General features: G+C 69.0%; 11 protein-coding genes, 1 pseudogene and 1 riboswitch. Of the genes and pseudogenes, 6 read left to right on the top strand and 6 right to left on the bottom strand.

From position 1 onward, the window contains the following. Window positions 1-7: 7 nt before the first annotated feature. From ACWGJY_RS07955 to ACWGJY_RS07930, 6 genes are all read right to left on the bottom strand, one after another. Window positions 8-1,069 carry a zinc-dependent alcohol dehydrogenase family protein gene (locus ACWGJY_RS07955; RefSeq protein ID WP_453259919.1) on the bottom strand — a complete coding sequence of 354 codons (1,062 nt, stop codon included), beginning with the start codon at window positions 1,067-1,069 and terminating at the stop codon, window positions 8-10. Window positions 1,070-1,117: 48 nt separating this feature from the next. Continuing rightward, window positions 1,118-2,086, bottom strand: a complete 969-nt coding sequence (locus tag ACWGJY_RS07950) for an alpha/beta hydrolase (protein ID WP_453259918.1) — start codon at window positions 2,084-2,086, stop codon at window positions 1,118-1,120. Between the two features lie 193 nt (window positions 2,087-2,279). Next, window positions 2,280-2,726: a cupin domain-containing protein gene (locus ACWGJY_RS07945; protein WP_453259917.1), complete on the bottom strand. Its 447-nt coding sequence runs from the start codon at window positions 2,724-2,726 to the stop codon at window positions 2,280-2,282. 30 nt (window positions 2,727-2,756) lie between these two features. After that, window positions 2,757-3,488 (bottom strand): SDR family oxidoreductase, encoded by a 732-nt coding sequence (locus ACWGJY_RS07940; RefSeq protein WP_453259916.1) that lies wholly within the window; start codon window positions 3,486-3,488, stop codon window positions 2,757-2,759. Between the two features lie 501 nt (window positions 3,489-3,989). Then, window positions 3,990-4,229 (bottom strand): hypothetical protein, encoded by a 240-nt coding sequence (locus ACWGJY_RS07935; protein ID WP_453259915.1) that lies wholly within the window; start codon window positions 4,227-4,229, stop codon window positions 3,990-3,992. 34 nt (window positions 4,230-4,263) lie between these two features. Then, a complete protein-coding gene (locus tag ACWGJY_RS07930) occupies window positions 4,264-5,403 on the bottom strand; it encodes an anion permease (RefSeq protein WP_453259914.1) in 1,140 nt (379 codons plus the stop codon). A gap of 436 nt (window positions 5,404-5,839) precedes the next feature. On the opposite strand from ACWGJY_RS07930, the pseudogene ACWGJY_RS07925 reads away from it, so the two are divergent. The 6 genes and pseudogenes from ACWGJY_RS07925 (at window position 5,840) to ACWGJY_RS07900 (ending at window position 12,783) form a co-directional block, all read left to right on the top strand. Continuing rightward, a pseudogene (locus ACWGJY_RS07925) lies at window positions 5,840-6,801 on the top strand (short-chain fatty acyl-CoA regulator family protein). Window positions 6,802-6,931: 130 nt separating this feature from the next. Continuing rightward, window positions 6,932-7,110, top strand: a riboswitch (cobalamin riboswitch). A 199-nt stretch (window positions 7,111-7,309) separates the two neighbouring features. Continuing rightward, entirely contained in the window at window positions 7,310-8,809 is a 1,500-nt protein-coding gene (locus ACWGJY_RS07920; RefSeq protein ID WP_453259913.1) for a CoA-acylating methylmalonate-semialdehyde dehydrogenase, read from the top strand. Window positions 8,810-8,814: 5 nt separating this feature from the next. Continuing rightward, window positions 8,815-9,963 carry an acyl-CoA dehydrogenase family protein gene (locus tag ACWGJY_RS07915; RefSeq protein WP_453259912.1) on the top strand — a complete coding sequence of 383 codons (1,149 nt, stop codon included), beginning with the start codon at window positions 8,815-8,817 and terminating at the stop codon, window positions 9,961-9,963. Continuing rightward, window positions 9,960-11,045, top strand: a complete 1,086-nt coding sequence (locus ACWGJY_RS07910) for an enoyl-CoA hydratase/isomerase family protein (protein ID WP_453259911.1) — start codon at window positions 9,960-9,962, stop codon at window positions 11,043-11,045. The genes ACWGJY_RS07915 and ACWGJY_RS07910 overlap by 4 nt, the downstream gene beginning before the upstream one ends. Continuing rightward, the gene (mmsB, locus tag ACWGJY_RS07905) at window positions 11,042-11,995 is read left to right on the top strand and encodes a 3-hydroxyisobutyrate dehydrogenase (protein ID WP_453259910.1); all 954 of its coding nucleotides are present in this window, start codon (window positions 11,042-11,044) and stop codon (window positions 11,993-11,995) included. The genes ACWGJY_RS07910 and mmsB overlap by 4 nt, the downstream gene beginning before the upstream one ends. Beyond that, window positions 11,992-12,783 (top strand): enoyl-CoA hydratase, encoded by a 792-nt coding sequence (locus ACWGJY_RS07900; RefSeq protein WP_453259909.1) that lies wholly within the window; start codon window positions 11,992-11,994, stop codon window positions 12,781-12,783. Before mmsB ends, ACWGJY_RS07900 begins: the two co-directional genes overlap by 4 nt. The last annotated feature ends 42 nt before the right edge of the window (window positions 12,784-12,825 follow it).

Below are 12,825 nucleotides of genomic sequence, written 5' to 3'. Positions count from 1 at the left end.
CCGCGTCCTACCTGTCGTCTTCGTCCCGGCCGTCTGCGAAGACGAAGAGGGGCTTGGCGTCATGTGCGGGTGTTTCGGCGAGTGTGATGGCTTCAGTGAAGCGTTCGAGCGGGAACGGCCGGCCCTGGGGGATGCTCAGCACTTCCTCAGCGACGAGACTGCGGACCTGGGACAGCGCGTGCAGCGCATCCTCAGGTGAGGCAGTGCCGAACCAGCGGTTCAGCCAGAAGCCACGGACCGCTTTGGTCTCGTAGATGAGCGAGCGTGCCTGCAGCGGGATCGTCAGCGCTGCCGGATCAGTCTGCCGATGGGTGGAGAGCGCGCCGTAGACCACGGTCTCTCCCCCCGGAGCCAAGGCCTGGAATACCTGGGCACCTACGGGTCCCGCGACACAGTCGATGGCCTTGCGCACGCCGGCCGGTCCTGCAATCTCGGCCACCCGCTGCAACAGGTCCTCGTCCTCGGTGCAGATGACCTCGTCACCACCGAGCGCCTTGATCTCCTCAACGGCACCACGTCGCCGCACGACATTGACCGTGCGCATACCCAGATGCCTGGACAGCTGGATGACGAGCCGGCCGACGGTGGAGCCCGCGGCCGTCTGCAACAACCATTCACCCGGCTGTACGTCGAGTTCGCGCGTCACGAGGAGCAGCGCGGTCAACGGGTTGACGGCGAGTTGGCAGGCGCTGGAGTCGCTCAGATGGCCGGGGACCGGCAGAAGCCTGTGTGTATCGGCAACAAGGTATTCCTGCCAAGTGCCGGTCACATGCGGCGGCCCGGGTACCGCCGGGACAGCAACGGCCACCACACGCTCACCGATCTTTAGTCCCTCGGTATCCGGGCCCAGGGCCTCAATACGGCCCACGCACTCCATGTGACCCCCGACAGCGGGAAACTCGGGGGAGAAACCGTAACGGCCGCGCAGCACGTGCAGATCACTGGCGTGGATCGGAGTCGCCTTCACACGGATCAACGCCTGCCCGGCTTCCGGCGTGGGCACAGGCAGGGATTCCAGCCGCAGGACATCGGTAGGCTCGCCGACCTTTCCGGCTACGAGCGCGAGCATGGATTGAGGAAGCATGAGTGACCTCTTCGTCTCTCAGCGCCCGACGAATCAGTCCTGGGCGGTTCCGAGTGCGTTGCGCAGGAACGTCGTTGCCTGGTCGATGGCTCCGCGAGCGGCTTTGGAGTCACTCAGCGAGTTGAGCATCATGAAGTCGTGGACCGTGCCGTCGTAGCGCACCGTGGTCACCGGCACGTCGGCTGCTCGGAGCTTGGCGGCGTACGCCTCGCCCTCATCGCGCAGCACGTCGGCCTCGTCGACGATCAGCAGGGCGGGCGGCAGGCCGGAGAGCTGTTCGACGGTGGCGTGGTTGGGAGACGCGGTGATCTCCGCGCGTTGGTCCGGGTCGGTCGTGTAGGCGTCCCAGAACCATTCCATCAGCTTGCGGCTCAGGTAGTAGCCGGTGGCGAATTGGTCGTAGGAACCGGTGTTCATGGCCGCATCCGTGACCGGGTAGTACATCGACTGCTGTACGAAGTTGACGTCACCGCGCTCCTTGGCCATGAGGGCGAGTGCGGCGGTCATGTTCCCGCCGACCGATTCCCCGGCCACTGCCATGCGCTGTGCATCCAGCCCCTTGGACGCCCCCTCGCGGACGATCCACTGCGCGGTGGCGTAGCCCTGCTCGATGGCCACCGGATAGTGCGCCTCGGGCGACGGCGTGTACTCCACGAAGGCCACTGCCGCACGGGCGCCGACCGCCAACTCGCGCACCAGGCGGTCGTGGGTACCGGCATTGCCCAGCACCCAGCCACCGCCGTGCATGTACAACACCACGGGCAGCGTTCCGGTGGCGCCCTGCGGCTTGACGATGCGTACCCGTACATCGCCCACCGCTGCCGGAACCGAAACCCACTCCTCGTCGGCCGGCAGCTTGTCGACCGGCGCGGCCTGGAGGTCGTCGAGCACCTTGCGGGCTGCGGTCGGATCCAGCTCGTACAGGAACGGATGTTGCGAGGTTGCGTCGGCGAGCTCCTGTGCCTCGGGTTCGAGGATGATGGAGGCGGTTTGACCAGCCATGGGAATGCTCCCTGGGAAATCCGAGAAGCGCATCAGAGAGCGCGGGGCGCTGGAGAGCGCCGCGCTGCGCTCGGGCTGCGGAGCGGTCGGCAGAGCCTCCGCCCCTGTTCAAGCCCCTGATGGGGATATTTGTCCATGGTAATTGCCCGTCCTTTGCCCGTCCTCCGCAGATGCACCGGCTGTCAGTGGCGGGTCACGTGCCTGGGCGGGGAGCTCGTAGGTGCCGGCGCCGGGCCAGCTCTTCGTCGTCGGCCAGAGTGAGCATGGGCTGACCCGGTGCGCACATCATGGTGACGAGGAAGCGGCTCCGGGAGTCCGTCCGGTTGTTTCCGTCCTGGTAGTGGATGACATCGCCGCCCGGCTCCCAGAACGTCTCCCCGGCCTGGATCACCCGCTCCGGCTCACCTTCCAGCTCGAAGAGCATCTCCCCTTCGAGCATGTAGCCGAAGGCAGGTCCCGAGTGCCGGTGCGGAGGGGTGCCGGGATCGCCGGGAGGGAACTCGACGACAACCGTCATCGCCTCCGCCCCCTCAGGAATGAACGGCGGTTTCGCCGATTGCAGCACGGTGAGCGCCGTCTTCCATGCTTCCGAGCGCGGTTGACCCTCGGCGCTGTCTGCCACCTGTTCGTTGTGCGACATGGCGAGGTCTCCAGTGGTGGTCCGGCCGCGTCAGGTGAGCCAGTCGGTGTAGTGGGTGGGGGCGATGCGTGCGTTGCCCTTGGTGGTGAGCACATCGCCGTCGACGGCGGCGAACATGCCGGCGGTGTCGTCGGTGATGACCGTGCGGCCGTCGGGTCGGGCGTTCAGGGTGATCCGGCCGAGTTCGTCGAGGGGACGGACGTCGGGACCGCCGACGTCGAGGGTTCCGTTCAGAGGGGTACCGGCGGCGACTTCGGCGACGGTGTCGGCGACGTCCTGGGCGGCGATCGGCTGGAGTGGGGTGGTGGGCAGGCGGACGGTGTCGCCCTCGGTGGTCCAGGACATGAAGGCGTCGATGAACTCCATGAACTGGGTGGCGTGGACGATCGAATAGGGGATCGGCCCGGCCTTGAGGATGTCTTCCTGCAAGACCTTGGCACGGTAATAGGCGAGGCCGGGCACCTGGTCCGCGCCGACGATCGAGAGGATGACGAAGTGCCCCACCCCGCCTTTGTGGCCGGCGGCCAGGAGGTTGTCCATCGAGGTCTGGAAGAAGGCGGGAGAGGCGTCGTCGAAGGTCGGGGAATTCGTCAGATTGACGATGCCGTCTGCTCCGGCCACCGCCTCCTCCACGCCCTGGCCGGTGATCACGTCGACACCTGTGGCCGGCGAGTGCGGCACGGCCTCGTGCCCGGCGGCGTTCAGCTTATTCACGACCTGCGACCCGATCAGACCGGTACCGCCGATGACTGCGAACTTCATGGGTCACCTTTCGTCGCGCACCGATAGGTCATGCGTCCAGATTGCGGCGATGCAGTGCACGGCGCACGCTGGGCCGTGCGCTCCCGCGGGCATGCCGGTGGCGCTGCGTGCTCACGGCATCGCTGGTGGCAATCGACGTAAAGAGCGTTTGTCCCAGCACGGTTGATGGGTAATGCGGCCTGCTCGTGGATGATTTGCTGGGTGTTGGCCCAGGGGGAAGCGACGGGGCAAGCTCTGGTGAGGCCCGTGACGGTCCGAGTGCGTTCAGCTGTGGGCACCGCCGCTGTGGGAACAGGGCAGCATCCGCGCGTACGGCGGCCGGAGTTGGCAGGCTGATGGCGTTGATCCCCAGAGCCCCGCAGCCCTGGTGACGCGCGCGCACGGTGAACGCCCCCTGCTCCCCCCGTTGCGGCTCCGTGCTCTTGACGTCTGTCTCCACCGGTGCTCCGAGTGTGGGGCACGCCGGATACCGGTCGGGTGGAGTGGTGTGGTGTGGTGGAGTCAGCCGGGAACGATCAGGTCGATCCCGTAGGCCGCGACCGAGAGGCAGGCGGCGAAGCACAGCACGGCCGTGACGGCCGCCACCTTCTGGTGCCGGCCCCGGGGCACGTCGGAGGCGGGCTCGCCGTGCCCGGCGCGGGCCCACGCGGCCAGTCCGAGCGAGAACATCACGACCACCACCACGGTGATCCCGAGGCTGACACCGAAGACCCCGGCGAGAGTGCCCCAGTCGATGTCCATCCCGCTCCCCTTCCTCGACGACGGCCCGCCCGGCTCAGGCGGCCGACCTGACGGTGGGCTCCGCGGCAGGTGCCGGCACCTCATTGACGTTCTCCGGGCTCACCGGACGGCGGCGCGAGAGCACGTAGAAGCCCGCCGCGGCGGCCAGCGCGATGCCCGCGACCAGGGCCACCCCCACGTTGCCCTGGTCGGCCAGCCACGCTGCCAGGCCTCCCACCGCGGCCGCGGACGGCAGCGTCAGCAGCCAGGACACCGCGATCCGTCCGGCGACGCCCCAGTGCACGTGTGCCAGCTTGCGGCCCAGCCCCGCGCCGAGGATGCTGCCCGTGCACACCTGGGTGGTCGACAGCGCGAACCCCAGGTGCGACGAGGCCAGGATCACCGCGGTCGCGCTGGTCTCGGCGGCGAAGCCCTGCGGGGCCTGGATGTCGGTGAGTCCCTTACCCATGGTCCGGATAATTCGCCAGCCGCCCACGTAAGTGCCCAGGGAGATCGCCAGGCCCGCGCTCAGCACCACCCACCAGGGCGGCCCCGCGCCATGGCTGAGCACCCCGCTCGAGATGAGTGCCAGGGTGATGACCCCCATCGTCTTCTGGGCGTCATTGGTGCCGTGCGCCAGGGCCACCAAGGACGCAGACCCGATCTGTCCCGCGCGAAAGCCCTTCCCGACGGTGCGGCGCGAGGTCCTCCGGGTGATCATGTAGGCGAGGTAGGTGGCCAGCAGCGCTATCACGCAGGCCACGACCGGCGAGGCCACCGCAGGGATCACTATTTTCTCGATGATCGCGCCGAAGCGCACCGCGGAACCCCCGGCCCCCACCCACACCGCGCCGATCAGCCCGCCGAACAGGGCGTGGGACGAGCTGGAGGGCAGCCCGAGGAGCCAGGTGACCAGATTCCACAGGATCGCCCCGATCAGCCCGGCGAAGATCATCACCAGGGACACTTTGCTGTCTTGGACTATGCCGCCCGAGATCGTCTTGGCCACCTCCGTGGAGAGGAAGGCGCCGCCCAGATTGAGCAGACCTGCGACGGCGACGGCGACCCGGGGGCTCAGCGCCCCGGTGGCGATGGAGGTGGCCATCGAGTTGGCGGTGTCATGGAACCCGTTGGTGAAGTCGAAGGCCAGCGCCGTGAGGATCACGGCCACGAGCAGGAAGGAGACAGATGCCATCCCGGTCCTCCACGTCGAGGGCGGTCCGGCCGCGCGCACGGAAACTGTGTACGAACCGCCGTCCCTCCCACGCTAAGCGCCCCTCCGAATCGCCGCCAACGCGACGGTGTGGGCTCGTTGGTGGCGGTTGGATGCGGTCGGCGCCGTGCCGGACTCGGCGGAGGGCGTTGAGCGGCACGACGACCTCGGATCCGCGGGGAGCCAAGCCGCGGAAGCGATCGAATTCGGAAGCCCGGCACAGCCCCAGTCGCGACATCTCTCCGCCTGGCTGAAGAGGTGAGTCATGGCCGGACGGGCGGTGGGAAGCTCAAGGAGCGCCAGCGGATCGTTCTGAACGTCAGCCATCAGCCGTCGGCGCACGCGCGGGGCCGGCGCCGGGAAACACCGGCTGGGCAATTCCAGCGGTCGCAGATCTCGTCGCCGGGCTGAAGAAGGTTTGTGGGGTCCCGTTTACGATCCGTCGGCCCTGTGCCTGAGCCAGGCGGCCCTGGCGCGGATGCTGGAGATCTCTCCCAGTTACCTCAACCAGATGGAACACGACTCGCGCCCGCTGACCGTCCCGGTCCTGCTCCGTCTCACCGAGGTGTTCGGCGTCGATGCGGGGTTCTTCTCCGAGCACGACACCAGCCGGCTGGTCGCCGATTTGCGTGATGCCCTCGTCAACGAGATCACCGCCGACCGGGTGTCCTCCTCCGACCTCGCCGAACTCGCCTCCCGCAGGCCGGCCGTCGCCGGGGTGCTGGTCGATCTCGGCCGCCGCAACCATCAGCTCGCCGAGCGGCTGTCCGAAGCCGCGGAGGGAAGAGGGCAGACCATCACCGCACTGCCCCGTTCCGCACATGAGGAGATCCGCGAATTCTTCTACCGCCGCCGGAACTACCTCCACGACACCGATCTCGCCGCCGAGGAACTCGCCACAAAGATCGGCATCCGCCCCGGCGAGGTCGTACGCGTCGACCGCGCGGGAAACATGTCCAAACGACAGTCCGCGACGGCCTTCCACTTCTCCCGCGCGGGCGGAACCTGCCCCCTGTGGAACGTCTACGAGGCATTCGCGGCCCCGGCCGTATCCACGTACAGATCGCCGGGATGCCGGACGGGCAGCGCTACCTGTGGACCGCCCGCGCGATCACCCGGCACCGCGGTGGCTGGGGCGAGCCCGGCAAGACCTTCGCCATCGGCCTCGGCTGCGAGATCCGGCACGCCTCCCGGCTGGTCTACTCCGACGGCCTGGACCTCGACAACGCCGCGGCGGCAACCCCGATCGGCATGGGCTGCCGCATCTGCGAACGCACCGACTGCCCGCAGCGGGCGGTGCCGCCACTGGACCGCCGGCTCGCGGTGGACGAGAACAGGAGCACCTTCGTGCCCTACCCCGTCGCCGAACAAGACGCCTGAGCGCGCGCGACCGCAGGCGCACATCCCGGCCAGGCCCGCTCCACGGGCCGCAACCGGCGGCGTGCGCGACTGCGAAGCGCTCTTGTGCGGGCCGTGGCGGGGTGGACTTACTAGGACGTCCAACTATATGTTCGGGGGCAAGGCCCGCGGTGCAGGGAAGCCGGTGCGATTCCGGCGCGGTCCCGCCACTGTGACCGGGGAATGCGCTCCCCGAAAGAGACCGGCCACTGACGGAGAAGTCCGTCGGGAAGGCCGGGGAGCGTGTGCTGATCCGGGAGTCAGGATACCGGCCGCGGGGTGTTCCGTGTTGTCCACGAGGATGGAGCAGACACGCATGGCACCGGTGTGCACCCACGCTCTCGACCGGCGAAACCGACGGCTACCGATCACCGGCATCTGACGGTTGCCCAGCCCTGCGTTTCTCGTGCTGCCCGTGCGCACGCCGTCCGGCGTCCGTGCCGGGCCGGCGCGCCATCCCCGGATCTCACCTGACGGAGAGCAGGCTTTCATGGTCCGTGAACTGGCACATTTCATCGGCGGCAAGCACACCCCGGGCACTTCCGGGACCTATGGCGATGTGTACGACCCCAACACCGGTGAGGTCCAGGCGCGTGTCCCGCTCGCCGACCGCGCCGAGACCGAGGCGGCGATCGCCGATGCCGCCGAGGCTCAGCGTGAGTGGGGCGAATGGAATCCGCAACGCCGAGCCCGCGTGCTGCTGACATTCCTCCAACTGGTCGACGGGGAAAGGGAATCACTCGCCCGACTGCTGTCGTCCGAGCACGGCAAGACGGTGGCCGACGCCCACGGAGACCTGCAACGCGGACTGGAGGTCGTCGAATTCGCCGCCGGCATCCCGCATCTGCTCAAGGGTGAGTTCACCGACAACGCCGGCAGCGGGATCGACGTGCACTCCCTGCGCGGCCCCATCGGCGTCACCGCCGGCATCACCCCGTTCAACTTCCCCGCGATGATCCCGCTGTGGAAGGCCGCGCCCGCGCTGGCCTGCGGCAACTCCTTCATCCTCAAACCCTCCGAACGCGACCCCTCCGTACCGCTCCGGCTCGCCGAACTGTTCCTGGAGGCGGGCCTCCCGCCAGGCGTCCTCAACGTCGTCAACGGGGGCAAGGAAGCCGTCGACACCTTGCTGACGGACCCCCGGGTCGGTGCGCTCGGCTTCGTCGGCTCGACCCCGATCGCCGCGCACATCTACGCCACCGCGGCCGCGCACGGCAAGCGTGCCCAGTGCTTCGGCGGCGCCAAGAACCACATGATCGTGATGCCGGACGCCGACCTCGACCAGGCTGTCGACGCGCTGATCGGGGCGGGCTACGGCTCGGCGGGAGAGCGCTGCATGGCGATCTCCGTGGCCGTCCCCGTCGGCGAGACCACCGCGGATGCCCTGGTGGAGCGGCTGAAGGAGCGGATCGGGCAGCTGCGCATCGGCCGCAGCGACGACCCCGAGGCCGACTTCGGGCCGCTGGTCAGCCGGGATGCCCTCGACCGCGTACGCCGCTATGTCGACATCGGCGTCAATGAAGGCGCAGAACTCATCGTGGACGGAAGGGGCTTCACGCTCACTGGGCACGAGAACGGCTTCTTCATGGGCGCCTCGCTCTTCGACCGGGTCACCCCGCAGATGCGCGTCTACCGGGAGGAGATCTTCGGCCCCGTGCTGTGTGTCGTGCGGGCCGCCGACTATGAGGAGGCACTGCGGCTGCCCAGCGAGCACCCGTACGGCAACGGCGTCGCGATCTTCACCCGGGACGGCGACACCGCCCGCGACTTCACCCGCCGGGTGAACACCGGCATGGTCGGCGTGAACGTGCCCATCCCGGTGCCGGTCGCCTACCACACCTTCGGCGGCTGGAAGCGATCCGGCTTCGGCGACCTCAACCAGCACGGGCCGGACGCGATCCGCTTCTACACCCGCACCAAGACCGTCACCTCGCGCTGGCCTTCCGGGGCCAAGGAGGGCGCGAGCTTCACCCTCCCGACCATGCAGTGAGCGCCATGACCACCACCATGCTCACCGACGACCAGCTCGCCCTCGTCGTGGCCACCCTCGACTTCACCCAGGACCACCTCACCCCGAACGCCGTGCAGTGGGACCAGGACAGACACTTCCCGGTGGACGTCCTGCGCAAGGCCGCGGGGATCGGCCTCGGCGGCATCTACGTCCGGGAGGAGGCCGGTGGCAGCGGGCTCAGCCGGGCCGACGGCGTCCTGATCTTCGAGACGCTGGCCTCCGGCTGCCCCTCCATCGCCGGCTTCGTCTCCATCCACAACATGGTCGCCTGGATGATCGACCACTACGGCGACGCCGCCCAGCGCGAACGATGGCTGCCCAGACTGTGCGCCATGGAGGACCTGGGCAGCTACTGCCTGACCGAACCGGGCGCCGGCTCGGACGCCTCCGCACTGCGCACCCGCGCCGTATGCGACGGCGACAGCTACCTCCTCACCGGCGTCAAGCAATTCATCTCCGGCGCCGGCGCCTCTCAGGTCTACGTCGTCATGGCCCGTACCAGTGACGACGGCCCACGCGGCATCTCCGCCTTCCTCGTCGACAAGGACGACCCCGGGCTGTCCTTCGGAGTGAACGAGAAAAAGCTGGGCTGGAACGCCCAGCCCACCCGCCAAGTGGTCCTGGACGGCGTGCGCGTGCCCGCCGACCGGCTGCTCGGCCGGGAGGGCGACGGGTTTCGCATCGCCATGAACGGGCTGAACGGTGGCCGGCTCGGCATCGCCGCCTGCTCGCTCGGCGGCGCCCGCGCCGCCCTGGACGGCAGCCTGGTCCACCTTGCCGACCGCGAGGCGTTCGGCGGGCGCCTGCTCGACGCGCAGGCACTCCAGTTCCGCCTCGCCGACATGGCGACCGAACTCGCCGCAGCCCGCGCCCTGGTCCACCAGGCCGCACAAGCACTGGACCGCGGCGACCCACAGGCCCCGCAACTGTGCGCGATGGCCAAGCGGTTCGCCACCGACACCGGCTACTCCGTCGCCGACCGCGCCCTCCAACTGCACGGCGGCTACGGCTACCTCACCGAATACGGCATCGAGAAGATCCTCCGCGACCTGCGGGTGCACCAGATCCTGGAAGGAACCAACGAGATCATGCGCGTCATCGTGGCCCGCGGCCTGACGGAGGCACTGCGATGACCGGCACCGACGAGTCCGTCCTCCTGGCCACCGAGGGCCGCGCCGCCCGCATCACTCTCAACCGCCCCCGCGCCCTCAACGCCCTCACTCACACCATGGTCGAGCGGATCGACGACGCGCTGACCGCCTGGGAACAGGACCCCGCCGTCGAAACCGTGATCCTCACGGGCGCGGGGGAGCGCGGTCTGTGCGCGGGCGGTGATATCCGCTTCATCTACGAGGACGCGCAGGCCGGAGGAAGGGCATCGGCAGCGTTCTGGCGGGACGAATACCGGCTCAACGCCCGTATCGCCCGCTACCCGAAGCCCTATGTCGCCCTCATGGACGGCATCGTGATGGGCGGCGGCGTCGGAGTCTCCGCCCACGGCAGCGTCCGCATCGTCACCGAACACTCCCGGATCGCCATGCCCGAGACCGGCATCGGCTTCGTCCCCGACGTCGGCGGCACCTACCTGCTGGGCCTCGCACCAGGCGAACTCGGTACCCATCTGGCGCTCACCGGCACACCGGTCGGCGCCGCCGACGCCCTGCTCTGCGGCCTCGCCGACCACTTCATCCCCGCAGACCTCCTGCCCCACCTCCTCGCCGACCTCACCACCACCGAGGTCTGGGACACCCTGGAACGCTACGTGCGACAGCCACCGCCCGGCGCACTCGCCGAACAGCGAGCCTGGATCGACTCCTGCTACCGCGCCGGCACGGTGGAAGAGATCATCATGTGCCTGCGTGCCCACCCTGCTCCCGAGGCCGCACGGGCCGCCGAGACCTTGACCGAGAAGTCGCCCACCGCCCTCAAGGTCACGCTCGCCGCACTGCGACGTGCCCGACGGCTCAGTCCCCTGGAACGCGTACTGGAACAGGAGTACCGGATCTCCTGCGCCGCCCTCTCCTCGCACGACCTGACCGAGGGCATCCGCGCTCAGGTCATCGACAAGGACCGTGCCCCCAAGTGGTCACCGGACACCCTGGCCGACGTCACCGACGCGGACGTGGACCGGTTCTTCACACCACCCGAGCCGTCCGGACCCGAATCGGGACTTGGCCTCGCCCCACTCGCATCAGCGCAGGAGGTGCCCTGGTGAACGGCGACACCCGCACCATCGGCTTCATCGGCCTCGGACACATGGGCGGCCCGATGGCCGCCAACCTCGTCAAGGCCGGCCACCGGGTGATCGGCTTCGACCTGGTGCCCGACCTCCTCGCCTCCGCTGCCGGTGCCGGGGTCAAAGCGGCCGGGTCGTCGGTGGAGGCCGCGACCGCAGCAGACGTGGTGATCACCATGCTGCCCGCGGGGCGTCATGTCCTGGACCTGTACCGGAACGAGGGGCTGCTGACCGCAGCCCGGCCCGGAACGCTGTTCATCGACTGCTCGACCATCGACGTCGCCGACGCACGCTCCGCCCACGAAGCGGCCGTCGCCGCCGGCATGCGCGCCCTGGACGCCCCCGTCTCCGGCGGCGTCGTCGGCGCCGAGGCCGCCACCCTCACCTTCATGGCCGGCGGCGCCCAGAGGGAATTCACAGAGGCCCAGCCGCTGCTCGCTGCCATGGGCAAGAAGGCTGTCCATTGCGGCGGGGCCGGCGCGGGGCAGGCCGCGAAGATCTGCAACAACATGATCCTCGGCATCTCGATGATCGCCGTCAGCGAGGCCTTCGTCCTCGGCGAAAGCCTCGGCCTGTCCCACCAGGCACTCTTCGACGTCGCCTCCACCGCATCCGGGCAGTGCTGGGCCCTGACCGTCAACTGCCCCGTGCCGGGACCCGTCCCCACCAGCCCCGCCAACCGCAACTACCTCCCCGGCTTCGCCGCCCCTCTGATGGCCAAGGACCTCGGCCTGGCCGCCAACGCAGCACGCGCGGGCGGCGTACCCACCGAACTCGGACTGAAGGCAGCCGAGTTGTACGCCACGTATGCGGCCGGAGCAGGAGCCAACGAGGACTTCTCCGGGATCCTGCAAACCTTGAGGGACAGAACCGCCCCCGAACACGGACTCGGACCCAAGGACGACGCGAAGGGCGGCACCCCCGCATGACCGACCCCCAACAGGTGCCCTACGAGACCATCCTCGTCGAACGCAAGGGCCGCACCGCCCTGGTGACCCTCAACCGCCCCAAGGCCCTCAACGCCCTCAGCCTCCAGGTCATGACCGAGGTCGTCGCGGCAGCCGAGGCCCTCGACCGGGATCCGGACATCGGCTGCATCGTCCTGACCGGCTCCACGAAGGCGTTCGCAGCCGGAGCCGACATCAAGGAGATGGCCCCGCAGGGCTATCTCGACATGTACCTGAGCGACTGGTTCACCGCCTGGGACCGCCTGGGACAACTGCGCACCCCCACCATTGCCGCCGTCTCCGGCTTCGCCCTTGGCGGTGGCTGCGAACTCGCCATGCTCTGCGACATCCTGCTGGCCGCCGACACCGCCGTATTCGGGCAGCCGGAGATCAAACTGGGCGTCATCCCGGGCATCGGCGGATCCCAGCGGCTGACCCGAGCCGTCGGCAAGGCCAAGGCGATGGAGATGTGCCTGACCGGCCGCACCATGGACGCCACCGAGGCGGAACGCGCCGGCCTCGTCTCACGGGTCGTCCCCGCTGTGGACCTCCTCGACGAAGCCTTCGCGGTCGCCGAAACCGTCGCGGGCATGTCCCTCCCTGTCGCGATGATGGCAAAAGAGGCGGTCTCCCGGTCCTTTGAGACGACCCTGACCGAGGGGGTCCGCTTCGAACGGCGGCTGTTCCATGCTGTGTTCGCGACCATGGACCAGAAGGAGGGCATGAGCGCCTTCGTCGACAAGCGGCCGCCGGAGTTCGTCCACCGCTGAGGGACGGAGTGCCCTCGGTGTGGGCCGGGCAGCAGGGGGACG

The organism is Streptomyces sp. NPDC054765, assembly GCF_053612065.1.
Note: the sequence above shows the minus strand (reverse complement) of the source record. Positions and strands in the feature narration are given on the sequence as shown.